The sequence below is a fragment of the Pseudomonas sp. ICMP 3272 genome, from assembly GCF_001466905.1.
Taxonomy (GTDB): domain Bacteria; phylum Pseudomonadota; class Gammaproteobacteria; order Pseudomonadales; family Pseudomonadaceae; genus Aquipseudomonas; species Aquipseudomonas amygdali.
The window spans coordinates 18,319-35,026 of sequence record NZ_LKEK01000052.1 but is presented as its reverse complement, the minus strand read 5'-3'; the positions used below and the strand labels follow the sequence as shown (position 1 = coordinate 35,026).

Here is a 16,708-nt window from a genome sequence, read left to right as displayed (position 1 = left end):
CGCCATGTCTATCAGCCCGCATCCCGACCAACCGCCCAGCAGCCTGGCTGAACGCTGCCTTGCTGTATTCGGCTCGCTGATGTTCGCCGTGACCTTTCTGTCCATTCTGGCGGGCGTCCTCTCGCGTTACCTGAATCTGCATGGCTTCGAATGGTCGTTCGAGATCGCCACCATCGGTTTTATCTGGGTGACGTTCATTGGTGCCGTGATCGCTGAAATCAGGCACGAGAACGTGCGATTCCAGGGGCTGGTGAGCATGCTGCCAGTCACTCTGCAAAAGGCGCTGGATGCCTTTGCCAGCCTGGCCCTGCTGGGGATCAGCGCGTGGCTGCTGAGCAGCGGTGTGGCGTTCATTTCACGCACTGGCTGGATGCCGACCCCGGTGCTGCGCTGGCCCGCCGGGCTGAGTTCACTGGCGCTGATCAGCGCCGCCGCGATGCTTGCGCTACTGGCTGTGGTTCGTCTGACACGCCTGATTCGCAACGGAGTACGCCCATGACCGTGCTGATCCTTTTTCTGGCGTTTTTCTGTTTGCTGATGGCGGGCTTGCCAGTTGTCTGGGCGATGGCCGGTGGCAGTATTGCGGCCCTGCTGTGGGGTGATCTGCACATGCCGCTGGCCTGGCTCGCCCAGCAAACGTTGCGCGGTGCGGACTCATCCACCCTGGCCTCTATTCCATTGTTTCTGCTGGCCGGAGAGTTGATGAACCGTGGAGGCCTGACGCTGCGCATCATGCGCGTTGCGGAGCACTGTTTCGGGCGTTTGCGCGGCGGACTGGGGCTGGTGAACGTGGCCACTGCGTTCGTCTATGGCGGTCTGACCGGATCAGCCACAGCCGATACCGGTACCGTTGCCAAGGTCATGATTCCAGTGATGGAAGCACGCGGCTACCCACGTGCATTCGCCGCCGCTGTTACCGCAGCTTCCGGAACGCTGGGCATTATCGTACCGCCGAGCGTCATCCTGATCATGTTCGGCGTGCTGACCAATACGTCCATCGGTGGTCTGTTCATGGCCGGCGTGATCCCTGGCCTGATGCTCGCCGCAGTCTTCATGATGACCGCCTACATAGTCGGGGTTCGCGAGGGCTTTCCAAAAGCCGAAGGCAAGATGGACTGGGGCCTGTTCCTGCGTGACACCGGTGGTGCGCTGCCGGCATTGCTGATGCCGTTCATGGTGCTCGGGGCGATAGTGACCGGCTTTGCCACGGCCACCGAAGCGGCGTCGTTGTCGGTACTCTATGCGCTGTTCGTCGGCACCATTGTCTATCGACAACTGGGCTGGCGCGATCTGTTCCCGGCCGTGACCGAAGCGGTGACCACCACCGGCTCGGTAATGATCATCATGGCCGTGGCCATGCCGTTTGGCTGGATCCTGACCTTCGAACTGGTGCCCCATACCGTGGCGACCTGGATCGTCGGCCTGCATACCGGACCGCTGATCACCATATTGCTGGTGATTCTGGTGCTCAAGGTCGTCGGTTTCTGGCTGGACCTGGGCCCGGCGATGATCATCCTCGCGCCCATTCTGGTCCCTGTTGCCAAGGCGGCAGGTTTCGAGCCCTATCAGATCGGTCTGATCTTCACCATGACCCTGGGCTGGGGGCTGTTCACTCCGCCTATCGGCACCAACATCTTTGTGGTGTGCAACGTAGGACGTATTGATATCGGGGCCGTATCACGACGATTGATACCGTTCTGGATCGCCACGGCGTTCGCTATCGCCTTGCTGGTGTTTTTCCCGAATTTGACCCAATGGTTGCCCCGCGTCATGGGCTATTGATACCTCCTATTTCCTGAGAATAAAGATGAAACATTTGATCGGTGGAATTTCCAGCGGCGGCCGCGCTTTGCCCGAAATCGACGGCCAGGCTTTCAATGTCGCACGCTCCAATGGGCCATGGCTGTGGGACAGCAAGGGTGTGCGCTACGTGGATACCGCAATGGGTTTTGGTGCAACCATGCTGGGCCATGCTCAGATGGAGGTCATGGCCGCGGCCAGTGCAGCAATGCTCAACGGCCCGATGCCTTCCTTTGCCCACTCGGACGAGGAGGCGGCTGCTGCCGCATTGGCGACATTCACCGGCGATCTCAGCCAGGTGATATTCCTCAACACTGGCAGCGAAGCCGTGCACCTGGCCTGCCGCACCGCGCGCGTGGCGACGGGTCGCCAGCGCATTGTAAAGTTCGCTGCCGGCTATGATGGCTGGTACGACTCGGTAGCCTTTGGCAATGCGGGGCAGGCCTCGGCCTTGATGAGCGGCACAACCCGGCCTGAACGTGATGGCATGCTGCTGTTGCGCTACAACGATTTTGAGGATGCCGAACAACTGTTTCGCGATTACAGCGACATCGCGGCCCTGGTGGTGGAACCCGTGTTGGCCAACGCGGGCTGCATTGAGCCTGCGCCGGGCTATTTAAAGCACCTCAGCGATCTGGCTCACCGTAATGGCGCACTGGTTATCCTGGATGAAGTGTTGATGGGGTTGCGCCTGTGTCCAGGGCTGACCGGCACGCTGCTGGGTGCCGAGCCTGATCTGGCCACGGTCGGCAAGGCAATCGGCAGTGGTATTCCGGTCGCCGCGCTGGTTGGCAAACCCGAATACATGGGGCTTTTCGAGCAGGGAAAAATCGTACGCGCCGGCACCTACAGCGGAGCGCCGCCAGCGTGCGCTGCAGTACTGGCAACCCTCAAGCAACTGGCGACCGCCAACTATGCCGCACTGCTGACACGCGGTGACCAGCTGCGCGCCCAACTGGTCGCGGCCTTTGCCAGCAAAGGCATGGCCGTGAGCAGTACGGGTTACGGGTCAGTGTTCACGTTATGGCCCTCGGCGACGCCACCCAGAACCTACGCTGATGCGGCGCACGTGGCTGACAGCGCGTGGACGCTCGCGCTGCACAAGGCGCTGCGCCGCGAACGGGTCATGAGCATGCCGTTTGCCTTTGGCCGAACTTACCTGACCTTTGCGCATCAGGAAAAAGCGCTGCAAGCGGTGCTTGAAGGCTACAAAGCTGCAATCGCCTCGCTTTGAGACTCGCTTTCAGAACGGCTTTCGGCCTGAAAGCAATCACGGACGAAATGCGCCAGGCGGCGGGTATTCAACAGGGCATGTTCGGGCACCAGCAGCTCCAGTTCGATGCTCGGCAGCCGGGGCAACTGCTCGGATTTCAGGATGCGCCAGCCAGATGGAACAACTGAAGCGGGCAATACCGTCACCGAGTTGCCTAGCCGAACCGAATGCATGACGCCCGGTAGATGAGATGAAGAACTGACCACCCGCCAGGGCGTACCCAACAGATCCAGCGCCTCAATGATCTGCGGACGCGCCCGGCAGCTTTCGGTAAATAACGACAACGGCAAAACCTTCTGCTGCTCGGGAAAATGCCCCGGCGCTGCGCACCACAACATCGGTTCGCACCTAAGTAACTCACCCTGCACCTTGGTACCGGAGCGGGTGATGATCGCCAGGTCGATGCTACCTTCGGTAATCATGGACTCCAGGCGAGAAGAAAAATCACAGATGATTTCTACCTGCAGATGCGGATGGCGCAGGGTGAACGCCTGCATGAGCTCGCAGCCCAGCGACTCAAGATAGTCATCCGGCATGCCTATACGAACGCGAGTGGCTTCCTGCCCGCAATCGAGTGCGGCAAGCGCCTCGTCTTCGAGCATCTGGATACGCCTGGCGTAGCCGATCAGCCGTTCACCGTGCTCCGTCAGCGTAACGCCACGGCGAGATCGCTCCAACAGCTTGCGCCCGACCCGGGCCTCCAGCCGGCCCAGCATAAGGCTGACAGCTGCCTGGGTCTTGCCGATACGCTCACCGGCAGTGGTGAACCCGCCGCAATCGATGACAGCAACAAAAGCAGCAAGGCAATCGGTATCGAGATGGCGCATGGGGAGACCTCGGGTAAAACCTGGTAAGCGAGGTCTATGCACGTTCCATTCCGTTAAGTGCCGTTACGAGAAGTACAGCAACTTGAAAGTCACGACCGAAGCTTTTCATTCGCCTGGCTGTTGAGCTGACGCTGCATATCCCAGCAACGGTAATGATCTGTCAGCGTTTCCGTGATGGATCTATATTTGATGCCCAGATCATTCAGGCTGCGCTGGTTATCCACCACAAAGCGAATGCCGAGGTGCTTGCTCAGATAATCCTGAGTGAGCCCGAAGAATGGACCAATCAACCTGACAATAGCGTTGGGAATGCGGTAGCGCGGCAATAACCAGGGGCGTCGATGTAAGCGGCGCACAATGCCAGCTATTTCCACGAAAGAAATCATATGTTGTTCAGCAAGGATATAGCGACCCTGAGCGTCAGCCTTGTTTGCTGCGATGATATGGGCTGCCGCTACATCCCTGACGTCCACGGTAGTCAGACTCAGGTCGGGCATGCCATAGAAGAAGTAACCGCGGAACATTTCATCCAGAAGAAACAGGCTTCCGGAGTCCGAGGCAGGTGTAAGAGAAGGACCGAGAATCATGCCCGGATTGATAGTGACCAGACTCCAGCGCGTCTGCTTCTCGCAGATCCGCCATGCTTCTTTCTCGGCCTCTACCTTGGCGTAGTGATAGGGGTTGGTTTCAAGCGTGCTGCTGGTATTGAAATAGTCCTCGGTCAGGGTCTTGTTCTTCATGTGCAGAACGTCAATGTAATCGCCAAAGATTGCCCCGACGGTGGAGGTCATGACCACACGAAGGACACTGGGCGTTTTATCGACACTGCTCAGAACGTTCCGGGTGCCCTGCAGTGCAGGATCGAGCATTTCCCGGCGGCCGTCCTTTATTTTTTCAGGCAACAGAAAGGGCGACGCCACATGATGGACAACCGTACAGTCGTGCATGGGCGCATCAAACGCGCCATCTACAAGAAGGTCAGCCTCGAATAAGTAAAGTTTGCCTGGATATTGCTTTTGCAACGTCAGCAGAGGAAGCACTTTTGCCCTGTTGGTGAGGTTGCGCACGGTGGTATTGACGATATTGCCGCTGGCAAGCAGTTGCTGAATCAAGTGGCAGCCCACAAAACCGCCACCCCCGGTAACAAGCACTCGTTCTGTCATCGCGGCCCATCTCTTGTTTGATTATTTATGGAGAGCAGAGAGCTACGATAAACAACCGGTCACAGAACGATCAGGGGTTGAGCGGACACAAAAGGGGGCGGCAGCGGACGTTCGATGATCATGTATGTTCTAGCGAGTACATGAAAACTCAGGAAGTTGACAGGCGCTGGATGTCTTTTCGAAATTGTTGAATTTCGTATCTGGCCTCGCGGGGCGTTACCCCGGTCCAGCGTTTGAACGCTCGACGGAAATCACGAATATCGCTGAAGCCGGTTTCAGTCGCAACGTCGATCAATTTCGTTTCACGGTGGCTCAGGAGTGACAATGCCCTGGCCCTGCGTAGCGAGTCGATAACGCCCTGATAGGATTGGCCCGCCTCGTCAAGACGACGCCTTAAGGTGCGTTCGCCGATATTGAGCTGTTGCGCAAGGTCATTGAGTGACGGCGGAGCGCAGAGACGCTTGCGTATTTCCCGTTGAACGGTTTCGACAAGATCTGACGTGCCTTTATCTTCCCAGTTTGCACTGTCCAGCAACTCTGCCACTTCTGCAGCCACGAAGTCATCGCGCGTCAACAATGGAATGTCCAGCCACCGGGCATCGAATTCGATCAGGTTGTGAGCACCGGCAAATACCACCGGGCAGCGGAATATTTCGCTGTATCGTTGCCGGTGCGCAGGCTCTGGATACTCAAGCTCGATGCGGCTGGGGAGCATCTCATGATGCCCAGTCAGATGTCGGGCGATGGCCATCGCGCTGGCGAATGCCTCTTCCAGATAAAAGCTGATCACGTCAGGGTCAAAGAACTGCGGCACCATGTAGGTCAGGCAGCGACCTTCATGAAGCTCCATTCTATGGCGAAGCAGGGCACCGGCATGTTTCTGATAACGGAGAGCCAGATCCAGCGCGTCACCCAGCGTGGGACTGGCCTGCATACCCAGTCCGACAATGCCCCATGACACTGCTGTCTGGCGCTCGCCGACCGACAGACCCAAGCCGTCATCACCCAGCACCGTGATTGTCCGGCGTACCAGCAGGTTGCTTTGCCGATGCGACAGAAGATAGCCGGGCTTTTTCAGGTCATCAGGGGCAAAACCCAGGCCACGGCATAGCCACTCGGCATCGACGCCACGTTCGGTCGCATATTGCAGGAGCATGCGCGATACCTGCGGCGGAGCCGAGGCTTCAGAGAACAGTGGGTCAGCAATGAGTTTCATGTTGATCCGGACCTTTTACAAACAGGTTTTATTGTTTTATCGAATCACAGCATGCCTGAAAAAGCAGCCAAAACACCCCTCGAATCGTTAAATTAATCATCGACCCGATCAGGCAGCCGAACAAGTCCGTTACCACCCCCTTTTACGTCCATTGGCCCCCTGCATGCTCCGTGTCTCCTTGGCTAACTTAGGGTTCTCGCTGTTGAACCCGAGGAATACAAAGTGAGCCACGACAACAACAAGATCCACGATTGCGCCGACGCGGTGTGCATTATCGGAAGCGGCCCTGGCGGGCTGTGCATGGCGAGGGCGCTCAAGCGCCAAGGCCTCGATTACGAGCAGTTCGAGCGACACAGCGAAGTGGGAGGCGTATGGGATATCAATAATCCCGGAACCCCGATGTACCAATCGGCGCACTTTATCTCCTCTCGCGATCAGTCAGGGTTTATCGACTATCCCATGCCCGCGCACTTTCCCGATTATCCGAGCAATCGACAGATTTTCGAGTACGTTCGCTCTTTTGCGATGGCGTTCGATCTGTACGACAGGATCCGTTTCAACACTGCGGTCAAAGACGTAGAAAAAGAACAGAATGGGCGCTGGCTAGTCACGCTGGCCAACGGTGAACGACGCCGCTATCGCGCGGTGGTGTGTGCCACAGGCTGTAACTGGGACCCGAACATGCCCGAAGTGAAAGGCCAGTTTGAAGGCACCGTTCGGCACTCGGTAACGTACAAGAACCCCGACGAATTCAAGGGCAAGCGGGTGATGGTCATCGGCGCGGGCAACTCCGGTGCCGATATTGCCTGCGATGCGGCCAAACATGCCGATAAAGCCTTTATCAGCATGCGTCGCGGCTACCACCTCATTCCCAAACATCTGTTCGGAATGCCGGTTGATGAATTCGGTGAAAAGGGACCGCAACTGCCAATGTGGCTGGCGCGCCCGGTTTTCCAGACGATTTTGCGGGTCATCAATGGTGATACCCGGCGCTTTGGCTTGCCCAGGCCGGACCACAAGCTCTTTGAAAGCCACCCGTTGCTCAATACCCAGTTGCTGCACTACCTGCAGCACGGCGATATTCAGGTAAAGCCGGACGTGTCCCACTACGAGGGTCAGCACGTGGTGTTCAAAGACGGCACGCGTGAGCCGCTCGATCTGGTGCTCTATGCCACCGGGTATAAATGGAGCTGCCCCTATGCCGCGAAATATTTCGAGTGGCAGGGCGGTCGGCCCCGGTTGTACCTGTCTATTTTCAGTCGTGAGCATCACAACCTGTTCGGCATCGGGTACGTCGAGACCAACTCGAGCGCCTATAAGCTGTTTGATAGCGAGGCGCATGCTGTCGCTTGTTACTTGCGTGACCAATTGCATCAAAAAAACCAGGCCAGTCATTTCGATCAGTTGATCGCTACCGACGACCCGGATCTTTCCGGGGGAATCAAGTTCGTCAAATCCCAACGCCACGAGGTGTACCTGGAGGCGCATGCGCTCAAGAAATACCTGCGCAAGCTGTTTCACAGCCAGGGCTGGCCTGCGGTCGAAGAGGGTTATTACAAAAGCCTGCGTAAAGGCGCTGGCTATATTGCTGCGCCAATGCAACAGAAGGTCGCCATTCAGGAGACGTGCTTATGAAAACGGTGGTTCTGATTACCGGCGCGGCCGGCGGCATTGGCCAGGCGATCTGCGCCCAGCTGATCCGCAGGGGCATGCAACTGATACTGGCGGACATCGACGAAAAGCAGCTGCGCATGCTGGCTGAAAACCTCGGCGAAGATGCTTTTCCCTATGTAGTTGATCTGACCGACCAAGAAAGCCTGGCAGGCTTGATGACCTACATAGAGTCAGAGTTTGGCCGACTTGACGTGTTGATCAACAATGCCGCCATTGCAGTAGTCGAAGCGTTTGATACACGCTCGGTGGAAAGCATCAGTCGAGAGCTCAACATCAATCTCGTCGCACCGCTGATCCTGACTCGTCTGGCCATTCCGTTGCTCAAGCGATCGAGCGACGCTCGGATCATATCCACTGTTTCACTGGGGGGCGTATTTCCCACGCCCGAATCACCGATCTACTGCGCCAGCAAGTTCGGACTGCGCGGCGCAATGCTCTCGATCGGACTGGATCTGGCCGAAAAGGGCATCAAGGTCGGTTCCATCCTGCCAACCGCGACAGACACCCAAATGCTGCGCAAGGAAGCGATCGAAGGCGGCAACGCTTTACAGTTCATTGCACCGCCACAATCGCCGGACGACGTCGCACGTCAGGTGTTACTCATGCTCGACAAACCGTGCCTGGAACGGACACCGAAACCGAGCGAATCCTTGGCATCCAGTCTGGCTATGCTGTTCCCCAACCTGTTGCCGCGCACCACCCGATTGCTGCAAAAGCGCGGAGAGAAAGGCATGAAGAAGTACATCGAGTCGCTCGGCGAGCGTGGCCTGGCGCACCGGGTGGAGGGGGTTTGGCGTTTGAAATAGCAGTCGTCTGTGCTGCGGACAATACAGAGCGTTTCAGGGCTAAGGGCTTGCGGACATCGTTCGTCCAGGGGCGATGACAGTTGATCGAACCGGACGGACGGTTGCGTGGAGATCATTGAAAAGTGGCGCGCTGATGCCAGTGCGGAACTTGCTGCTCGGCCATAAGCAGGTATCGTGTGGGCGTCAGGTTGTAACTGCACAGCTCTGAGCAGGCTACAACTGTATTTTTCGAGGCGTGATATGTGCAGCCCTTCGCGCCGACGATACAAGGATTATTTTAATGAAAGCTTTTCAGATCGGATCTCAACAAGGCCTTGACGCCCTGACCGCGACCACTCGACCCGAGCCGGTTGCCGGACCGGGGCAAGCCATTGTGGCGCCTCGTCTGGTGAGTCTCATCAGTCGTGATGTCCAGATCCTTCATGGCGTTTACGGTGCCAGACAGGAGCCAGAGCGCATTCCGGTTTCCGAAGGTGTGGGCGAGGTCATCGCTGTAGGCGAGGGCGTCAGTCAGGTCAAAGTGGGTGACCGGGTTATCTGCGGTCACTTCCCGGACTGGCTGGAAGGCACATTCAGAATCGACGTGTTTGCCCATGACGTCGGTGTAACCCACGACGGCTGGCTGGCGGAAAAAGTCGTATTACCCGCCGCAGCGTTGATTCGCGTGCCGGACTCGCTGGCTGACCAGGATGTTGCCGCGCTGGCATCTGCGGGCCTGACAGCCTGGAACGCGCTGATGGAAGTGTGCAAGGTCAAACCGGGCGAGCTGGTCCTTTGTCTGGGAACCGGCGGGGTGGCGCTGGCCGCTTTGAAGCTTGCCAGGCTCCACGGCGCGCGCGTGGCAATCACCTCATCAAGTGACGAAAAACTGGACATCGCCCGCCAGCTGGGCGCGGAAATTACTATCAATTATCGAACACACCCTGACTGGGCAGCGCAAGTCATGGCGCTCACCAATAACACCGGTGCGGACATCATCCTCGAAACCGGAGGCCAGGACACCCTGGGGCAATCCATCGCTGCCGCTGCCGTCAACGGACGTATCGCGGTCATTGGTGTGACTCCAGGGCAGCACTCTCCGATTCCCGATTACCTGTCCCTCATCCTGAAAAATGTAACCATCAGGGGCATTGCCAATGGTAGCCGCGCGATGTTTACCGACCTCATACGCGCAATCGAGGCAAATGGGGTTGAAACCGTCGTTGCCAGGACGTTCAAATTTGCTGATGCACCCCAGGCCTATGCTTATTTTGCTGCGGCAAAGCATATAGGGAAGGTGTTGATCGAGTTTGAGCGCGACTGAGGGCAGAGCACAGGATCATCCGGAGAATGGCGAAAGGCTTACACGAGCTGGAGTGGATCCACTCTGTACGGCGCCACTGCGAAGGAGCAATCTACACCCATCAACTGCAAGCGCAGGAAGCGCTTCACAGGTCACGGATGATCACCATTGCCGGGATGGCTACCGACAGGATGTTGGAATGGTATTGATGGAAAAAACAACCCGCTTCGGCGGGTTTTTTTATGCGCGCAAGGAATGGGCGCGCCTGCAAACGTAATCGGCAACGGTTTCGCGAATGACTTGAAGATGAGGGACCTATGCAGACGCATACCCAAGCCCAAAGGCGGCGAAAGGTGTCGTGTCGGGCGGGATCAGCAGCCGCGTCCAGCATTGGCGACGATAAATTTGAGGTTCTTGCCCTCGACTTTTATACGTCGAGCGGTGCGGTGATGATAGTTGGCGAATGCCGGATGGCGCAGCGGTAGCGAATCGAGGCGTGGATCAACCGGTCGACAGATCGCACCGCTGCATGATGGGAGAATCTTTGAAAGTGATGCAACAATAAAAAACCTCCTCCGCTCAGACCGCCTTCTGAAGCATCTCGACAGCGACGGGACGCTGCACCCGGTGTGCGGCATGCAGCCATCGAAGCAGTGCACTACGACCACCGATGCTCATTTTTATCGCTGCGCGCTTGAAGTAGCTTTCCACTGTGCTGACTTTCAGATCAAGCCTGTCCGCCAGTTGAGGCACAGTGAGACCCGCCAGCAGCCCTACGCAGACTTCGGTTTCGCGGGAAGACAGGCTAAGTTCCGATGCCTCAAGGCGACTGAGGAAACGCTGGCGCAGGCCTTCCATGGCATCATTGTTTTTCAAGCTGTTCATGGCAGATGAGGGTGTTGTCGAAACAAGGGTAGGGGTCACGGTTGCAATGTGTTGCTTCACGATCGGCAAAACGACCCAGGATAAGTCCTTGAGCTGAGCACGCTCCTGACTGGTGAATGCCTTGGCAGAGGGGGCTCGATAAACCGACAGTACATATTGCCCCTTGCCCGGGTACGCGAGGTGTACCTGGGGGCGAGAAGCATGAGCCTGAAGGTGACCTGGATTTTTTTGCGCATTGTAGGCCGGCGATTCAAACCTGATGGATTTATCGACCCGTGTATCTGCCAGCTCTGTGGGGCTCAGCAGAACAGGCTCAAGGCGCCTGCTATCGATACCTTGGTTGAGCACCTGGTGCAAATTTCCACCAAATGCACCAATGGGGGGAGCGCCGGCCGCTTCGCTCGTAGACCGAGTAAGCCCTTGAATGACATGGGTAGCATCCACGGGGAGCGAGGCCGTGATCATCTCATGGAGCAGGCGGGCGAAGTGGCGGCTTCCGATACCGGAGATCACTTTGCCAAGATGCGGGAAGAGCTGTTGCATGTTCATCGGTATTCCTTTTTCCGTTTAAAAAGAGACACGCCAAGGCGCAGCCTTGATTCAGCAGATGAGTTCAGGAGTGCATTGTCTTTTCGAAGACTGCAGTCAAACAGGTTGTATGTAGACCTTAATATAATGTTCACGCTTACTGAACAGAGGCTGAATCTGAAGCCATAGCGAACGACGCCGAAGAGCATGCCGTAATAAAAAGTCAATCGTGTTACGGAAAACGAGAACACTTGCCATGATCAATACACCTTATTAGAACGATCTTTTTATCGATTTTTATTGAACTTGGCATTGCCGTGGAAGAGCAGGTAAATACGAATCACTCTGGGTAATGGCAGCTGTATAGGAAGATACACCGCGCACGACGGGCCTCTGCAGGGCCTGTAGCAACGTAGCAAAGACATTCGATGGCATAGGCATGATGGTCCACTCCTATCAATATCCATGTTGTCAGCGTATCAAAACAGGTCGCTGGTGGTACGGGGGAGTGCAACACTGTGTTTATATTAAGGCAATCATACTAATCACAGATAAGTCGAAAAAAGTTGGCCGATGACCTAAGACCGGCGAAAGCCTGCAGGGTTCAAAATTCACGTCTAGATTATAATAAAAAAAACTCAATGAAAAGAAAAGTAGTGGGCCAGGCGATTTTAAACAGACAGGCGAATGAGGCGTTATCTGGTACGTTAGTGCAAATGGGCTGCGCAGAGTAAAAGACATTTTTCAGAGCACGCTTGTTTTTATTTTATGTCTGCCGGTTTTCCTGCAGATCATTTGTTAATTCTTTCTCGCGGAACCGTAGCCTCACTCGGTTTAGCCGATTGACTGGCTGCGCGAGACGATTGGGCAGGAGACGGCTTTCTGCGGGGAAGGTGAACGCGGAGCGTCCGGCAACGTGATGCCACTTTGCAAGCCACCCCGGCAACGTGCTTCTGCCATCATTTGGCCATCATGGTTGATACCGCCAGAGCACCTGGCACGAGATGCGTCATACCGCGTACCTTTAAGCTCATCCGCCAAAACTCAGGCCATTTGGGCGACGCCTGTCATCCACTTGACCAACCCGTGTCGTCCTTTCACACCAAGCTTGGCCGCAGCACGCTTCAGATAGGTCTCGATGGAGCTGTTTTTGACGTGAAGCTTGTCGGCCAGCTCCGGAACAGTCGCCCCGGCAAGTATGCCAAGGCAGATTTCCTTTTCACGGAGTGACAATCTGACCTCGGAATGGCTGAGCTTTTCGTTGAACTCGCGCTGAAGCTGCTGCCCGCCCTGGGTGACCGCATCGTTGTCAGCATGCGCAGTGCACAATGTTCGGGTGGTCTGAGCGTGCCGCTCCAACAGTGGCAGCAGGGCCTCTGAAAAATTCTTTAAAAACGATAATTCGTGCAGCGAAAAGTCACGTTGGTGATGTTGGCGGTGCAAGGAGATGACGCAGCGTCTGTTCGACTTGCGCGACACCAGACTGCAATGGTAGGTACCCGCCGAACCAGAGCTGGCCGGTCCAGTGCAACTACTAAAGGGTGGCTTCAGATGAATGAGCAGGAAGTCGTCCACATTGACCATTCGAGCGAGCAGCATGTCGTGGTCCTGCGAAACCGTCAGATTCACCGGCTTCTGCTCAGCGTACTCTCGCCCAAGGGGCTGAATGCTGATGATGCTGCCTTCATTCTCGTCAATCGTCCATTCACTCAGGTCCAGGAAATCGATCGGTACGGTGGCCGCGATGATCTGATACATATTCGAAGCAAATCTTGCATCGCCTACGCTCGAGATCAGTTTTCCCAATTCCAGAAAATACGCTGACTGGTCACCCGTCATTCGTAAATTGGCTTTCATTACACATTTGCCCCCATGGCGTTAGTCTCCAGTTAAACCAAAAGCAACCTCATCTCACATACTGCTCAGCCCTCTCGATGCCTGACATCTAGCATAATGTAAGATTGTAGGACAATACTACTAGCGCGTTAAAGAATTTACACATAGCGACTATTCCTAGTCTGTAGGGGAAAGGGGGGACAAATGGCTCGATACAGGCAGATGCTCTATTTTCGACACGGTTCTGTAACGCCTGCCAAGGCCGGTAGTGGCAATAGGATGTTTCGTCTCAGAATAAAGATGCTCTAAATGCCATGGCTGCTACAGGAAAATCAGGCGAATATGGCCGCCAAATAGTGACGTTTAAATTGAGACATCCCACTTGTGTGTGGTCTCCGAAATAATGTCCCTGAATGCGGGGACAGACGGACGTACGACCTGATGTTTCCATAAGCACGTGACTGCAGGGACGTTTGCTGCTGCACGAAACAGTCGCGGTGGCGCGGGGAGATTCTCATGTACGCCCTTTATTTCGGTGTTGAACAGTTGATCCAGACGAGATCAATAATTCCTGTTGAGCGGGAAATACAGTGAGGATTTTCGGATTTTTCAGGAAATTGAATTTCCGCAAAATCCTTTTAAGGATCGTATTGATTGATCTGGCGTTCTCGCTGGCTGGCTATGCCTTCTATAAGGGCGTTAGCGGTGAAGAAGAGCCTGTTTTTCTATCCGCCGCAGCGGAAATAACGGATATCGAACACGCCGTATTGGCACAAGGCGTGCTGCAGGGCCGTAATCAGGTGGACGTAGGGGCTCAGGTTTCCGGGCAATTGCAGTCACTGAAAGTCGCGCCAGGTGACAAGGCCCGGAAAAATCAGCTATTGGCAGTAATCGACCCGCTGCCAGCAAAAAACGCTTTGCGACAGGCCGCTGTGAAGGTCGAGCAACTCACTGCAGAGCGGGACGCGACCGTTCATAAATTGACGCTGGCAGAATCGAATTACCGCAGATATCGAGAGCTGGGTTCAACGATGGCCGTTTCTAAAGCGGATCAGGACAACGCCCGATTTGAGCTCGAGAACGAGCGCGCCAACCTGACGTCGCTCTCCGCGCAGTTACAAAAGGCCCGCATCAACGAAGACGCCTCCCGTATCAAGCTCGAATACACACGAATCCTGGCACCCATGGATGGTCAGATCCTCGCTATTGTCACCCAGGAGGGCCAGACGGTCATCGCAGACCAGATCGCACCGGTCATTCTGAAGATGGCGCAACTCGACACAATGACCGTAAAGGCGCAGGTTTCCGAAGCCGACGTGGTCAAGATCAAGCCCGGGCTTGCGGCTTACTTCACCATCCCGGGCGATCCGGACACACGCTATACCAGCACCCTGAGCGCCATGGAGCCTGGCCCTCTGGACGCTGCGAGCTCGTCCGGCGGATCAGGCGAAAACAAAAAGGCCGTGTTCTACAACGCTCTATTCGACGTACCCAACCCCCAGGGCCGGTTCTACATCAACATGACCGCCAACGTCAGGATAGTGCTCGAAGCGAAGACCGGAGTATTGACGATTCCTGTTGGCGCGCTGGGCGAACGTCGGGAAGACGGGACTTACAGCGTACGGGTATTGGGCGAGGATAACGAAGTCAGGACACAGCAAATAGAGTCAGGGATCAATAATCAGGTAAGGGTTGAAGTACTTTCGGGGTTGAAAGTTGGAGACAGGGTTGTCATTGGGGAGGCTGGGGGCGGTCAAGGTGTGTGACGGTATGGCAATGACGTGCCGGGCAACAAAAAACGTCCTGAAGGCCTTTCATTCGACGTTAACGCAATAATGGAACACGACTAAGACTGGCTTGACTCATTGGGCGGAGCGTTTTTCCTCACGTCGTGAGGGCCGTAAACGTCGATGCTTGCTTTAGAACTTCCCTGAACACCTGGGTGCTGGCACTGCACACCAGTAGTTTTCCTTTTTTTGGGAAATAAAGGGGTTGAAAAATACATCTATTCTGGAGTGTTGGTGATGACCATGTATTACGTCGCAATTGCAATGCTCACGCTGCTGCTGGTGCCGGGACCGACCAATTCGCTGCTGCTCCAGTCCGGGGTTAATCGCGGCCTTGGTATGTATTCACTGAAGTTGATTGCTGCCGAATGGACGGCCTATCTGATTCAGATTACCGCCTGGGGTATGTCCATTGACGCACTCGCGAATTATGGGTGGGTGGTGATAATGACCAAGATCCTGGCAGTGGCTTTTCTGTTTTACATTTCTCTGAAACTATGGTTTTCAACGCATCAGGACACAGACGGAAAGCCCGCTGTGATCTCGATATCGGCATTATTTCTGGCAACACTAAACAATCCGAAAGGGCTTTTTTTTGCGACGTTCATAGCGCCCGCCGGCACCTTCTTGCAGTTCGAAAGTTATGTTTCATTCATGACGGTATTTTCGTTGGTCGTTCTGCCTGTGGGCATAGCGTGGGTCGGACTGGGCGCTCTGTGTGGCCGAAGCCTGCCAACGCTGATGTCGAGCAATCGAGTCAATAGATTAGTGTCATTAGTGATTGGGCTGTTCGCGATTATTGCGTTGTATAACGTGGCTTCAACAGCGCTATTCACCTGACCTGCCAATACGCGTTCGCAGGCCGTACTTTAAATACATATCTAACACTGACGGTCTGTTTGTGTTCAGTCAGTGCGTGGAGCAGTCATATGAACTCTCAGGACATCGTGCTTAGCGACGATGAGGAAAGAGAACTGAGTCGGCGCGTAAATGCTTCAGCCACTGTCAGTCAACGCGAATCTCGCCGGGCGCTAGTGATTTTGCTGGCGGCTCAAAAGCTGTCTCGTAACGAGATTGCCTGGTTGACCGGTCTCTCCGTTGTTTCGGTCACGCGCTGGTGCAAGCGTTTTCAAGAGCTGCGGCTGCAAGGTCTGATGGATCTGCCCGGAAGAGGGCGCAAGCCGTCCCTGCCGGCTGAAGCGCTGAGACTGACCCTTGAGCAAGTCACCAAGCCACGTACCGATCAGGCTCGCTGGAGCTGTCGAAGCATGGCACGAGTCGCTGGCATATCACCGGCCAGCGTTCAACGCATCTGGGCCGCAAACGGCATAAAGCCGCACCTGACATGCGCTATTGAGTTGCCCGACGATCCGGACTTGAAAGATAAATCCTGAGACGCTATTGCGTCGTAAATGCTGGGCAGGACGCTCGCTCGCGACGCGATATGCCAGACGCCCTGATTGATGGCTGTCATATCGCTATCGCGGGCACGATCACTTTTGGTATTTCATAAGCCGGTCGCACCTATTGGCACATAACCCCAACGCAGGTCGGGGCTGCTGTCAGCCATGATTGTGCATCGGTTCCCGGCGCGCGGGAATCAGATCCCGGGCCGAATAAAAGCCCTGCAC

13 protein-coding genes and 1 pseudogene are annotated in these 16,708 nt (G+C 55.7%); 9 read left to right on the top strand and 5 right to left on the bottom strand.

The window, feature by feature from the left end; genetic code table 11:
• Nucleotides 1-4: 4 nt before the first annotated feature.
• From AO068_RS13195 to AO068_RS13185, 3 genes are read left to right on the top strand one after another with little or no spacing between them, the layout of a single operon-like run.
• Nucleotides 5-499 carry a TRAP transporter small permease gene (locus AO068_RS13195; RefSeq protein ID WP_057411674.1) on the top strand — a complete coding sequence of 165 codons (495 nt, stop codon included), beginning with the start codon at nucleotides 5-7 and terminating at the stop codon, nucleotides 497-499.
• A complete protein-coding gene (locus AO068_RS13190) occupies nucleotides 496-1,782 on the top strand; it encodes a TRAP transporter large permease (RefSeq protein WP_058408592.1) in 1,287 nt (428 codons plus the stop codon). Before AO068_RS13195 ends, AO068_RS13190 begins: the two co-directional genes overlap by 4 nt.
• A 25-nt stretch (nucleotides 1,783-1,807) precedes the next feature.
• Nucleotides 1,808-3,034 (top strand): aminotransferase class III-fold pyridoxal phosphate-dependent enzyme, encoded by a 1,227-nt coding sequence (locus AO068_RS13185; RefSeq protein ID WP_058408591.1) that lies wholly within the window; start codon nucleotides 1,808-1,810, stop codon nucleotides 3,032-3,034.
• On the opposite strand, the gene AO068_RS13180 is transcribed toward AO068_RS13185, so the two are convergent.
• The 3 genes from AO068_RS13180 to AO068_RS13170 all read right to left on the bottom strand — a co-directional run bounded on the left by AO068_RS13180 (nucleotide 3,007) and on the right by AO068_RS13170 (nucleotide 6,279).
• Complete coding sequence (locus AO068_RS13180; protein WP_058408590.1) at nucleotides 3,007-3,900, bottom strand: LysR substrate-binding domain-containing protein; 894 nt, start codon at nucleotides 3,898-3,900, stop codon at nucleotides 3,007-3,009. The genes AO068_RS13185 and AO068_RS13180 overlap by 28 nt on opposite strands.
• Nucleotides 3,901-3,989: 89 nt before the next feature.
• Nucleotides 3,990-5,063, bottom strand: a complete 1,074-nt coding sequence (locus tag AO068_RS13175; protein WP_058408589.1) for an NAD-dependent epimerase/dehydratase family protein — start codon at nucleotides 5,061-5,063, stop codon at nucleotides 3,990-3,992.
• A 148-nt stretch (nucleotides 5,064-5,211) separates the two neighbouring features.
• Nucleotides 5,212-6,279 carry an AraC family transcriptional regulator gene (locus tag AO068_RS13170; protein ID WP_058408588.1) on the bottom strand — a complete coding sequence of 356 codons (1,068 nt, stop codon included), beginning with the start codon at nucleotides 6,277-6,279 and terminating at the stop codon, nucleotides 5,212-5,214.
• Nucleotides 6,280-6,543: 264 nt separating this feature from the next.
• Here AO068_RS13170 and AO068_RS13165 point away from each other — a divergent pair, with 264 nt between their 5' ends.
• The 3 genes from AO068_RS13165 (at nucleotide 6,544) to AO068_RS13155 (ending at nucleotide 10,062) form a co-directional block, all read left to right on the top strand.
• Complete coding sequence (locus AO068_RS13165; protein ID WP_404944468.1) at nucleotides 6,544-7,914, top strand: flavin-containing monooxygenase; 1,371 nt, start codon at nucleotides 6,544-6,546, stop codon at nucleotides 7,912-7,914.
• Nucleotides 7,911-8,759 (top strand): SDR family NAD(P)-dependent oxidoreductase, encoded by an 849-nt coding sequence (locus AO068_RS13160; RefSeq protein ID WP_058401364.1) that lies wholly within the window; start codon nucleotides 7,911-7,913, stop codon nucleotides 8,757-8,759. The genes AO068_RS13165 and AO068_RS13160 overlap by 4 nt, the downstream gene beginning before the upstream one ends.
• A 280-nt stretch (nucleotides 8,760-9,039) precedes the next feature.
• Nucleotides 9,040-10,062, top strand: coding sequence for a zinc-dependent alcohol dehydrogenase family protein (locus AO068_RS13155; protein WP_058408586.1), 1,023 nt, complete (start codon nucleotides 9,040-9,042; stop codon nucleotides 10,060-10,062).
• A gap of 558 nt (nucleotides 10,063-10,620) precedes the next feature.
• Here AO068_RS13155 and AO068_RS13150 read toward each other — a convergent pair.
• A complete protein-coding gene (locus tag AO068_RS13150) occupies nucleotides 10,621-11,475 on the bottom strand; it encodes a helix-turn-helix domain-containing protein (protein WP_058408585.1) in 855 nt (284 codons plus the stop codon).
• Nucleotides 11,476-12,498: 1,023 nt separating this feature from the next.
• Entirely contained in the window at nucleotides 12,499-13,311 is an 813-nt protein-coding gene (locus tag AO068_RS13145) for a helix-turn-helix transcriptional regulator (protein ID WP_080394911.1), read from the bottom strand.
• Nucleotides 13,312-13,880: 569 nt separating this feature from the next.
• Here AO068_RS13145 and AO068_RS13140 point away from each other — a divergent pair.
• The 3 genes and pseudogenes from AO068_RS13140 to AO068_RS13130 form a co-directional block, all read left to right on the top strand.
• Nucleotides 13,881-15,056, top strand: coding sequence for an efflux RND transporter periplasmic adaptor subunit (locus AO068_RS13140; RefSeq protein ID WP_161936587.1), 1,176 nt, complete (start codon nucleotides 13,881-13,883; stop codon nucleotides 15,054-15,056).
• Between the two features lie 258 nt (nucleotides 15,057-15,314).
• Nucleotides 15,315-15,917: a LysE family translocator gene (locus tag AO068_RS13135; RefSeq protein ID WP_080394910.1), complete on the top strand. Its 603-nt coding sequence runs from the start codon at nucleotides 15,315-15,317 to the stop codon at nucleotides 15,915-15,917.
• An 89-nt stretch (nucleotides 15,918-16,006) separates the two neighbouring features.
• Nucleotides 16,007-16,465: pseudogene (locus AO068_RS13130) on the top strand (helix-turn-helix domain-containing protein); the annotation flags it as partial.
• Between the last annotated feature and the right edge of the window lie 243 nt (nucleotides 16,466-16,708).

Coding starts and splice junctions, on each gene's coding strand:
- AO068_RS13195 (WP_057411674.1), top strand. CDS start 5: ATGTCTATCAGCCCGCATCCCGACCAACCGCCCAGCAGCCTGGCTGAA.
- AO068_RS13185 (WP_058408591.1), top strand. CDS start 1,808: ATGAAACATTTGATCGGTGGAATTTCCAGCGGCGGCCGCGCTTTGCCC.
- AO068_RS13170 (WP_058408588.1), bottom strand. CDS start 6,279: ATGAAACTCATTGCTGACCCACTGTTCTCTGAAGCCTCGGCTCCGCCG.
- AO068_RS13160 (WP_058401364.1), top strand. CDS start 7,911: ATGAAAACGGTGGTTCTGATTACCGGCGCGGCCGGCGGCATTGGCCAG.
- AO068_RS13155 (WP_058408586.1), top strand. CDS start 9,040: ATGAAAGCTTTTCAGATCGGATCTCAACAAGGCCTTGACGCCCTGACC.
- AO068_RS13190 (WP_058408592.1), top strand. CDS start 496: ATGACCGTGCTGATCCTTTTTCTGGCGTTTTTCTGTTTGCTGATGGCG.
- AO068_RS13135 (WP_080394910.1), top strand. CDS start 15,315: ATGACCATGTATTACGTCGCAATTGCAATGCTCACGCTGCTGCTGGTG.
- AO068_RS13175 (WP_058408589.1), bottom strand. CDS start 5,063: ATGACAGAACGAGTGCTTGTTACCGGGGGTGGCGGTTTTGTGGGCTGC.
- AO068_RS13180 (WP_058408590.1), bottom strand. CDS start 3,900: ATGCGCCATCTCGATACCGATTGCCTTGCTGCTTTTGTTGCTGTCATC.
- AO068_RS13145 (WP_080394911.1), bottom strand. CDS start 13,311: ATGAAAGCCAATTTACGAATGACGGGTGACCAGTCAGCGTATTTTCTG.
- AO068_RS13150 (WP_058408585.1), bottom strand. CDS start 11,475: ATGAACATGCAACAGCTCTTCCCGCATCTTGGCAAAGTGATCTCCGGT.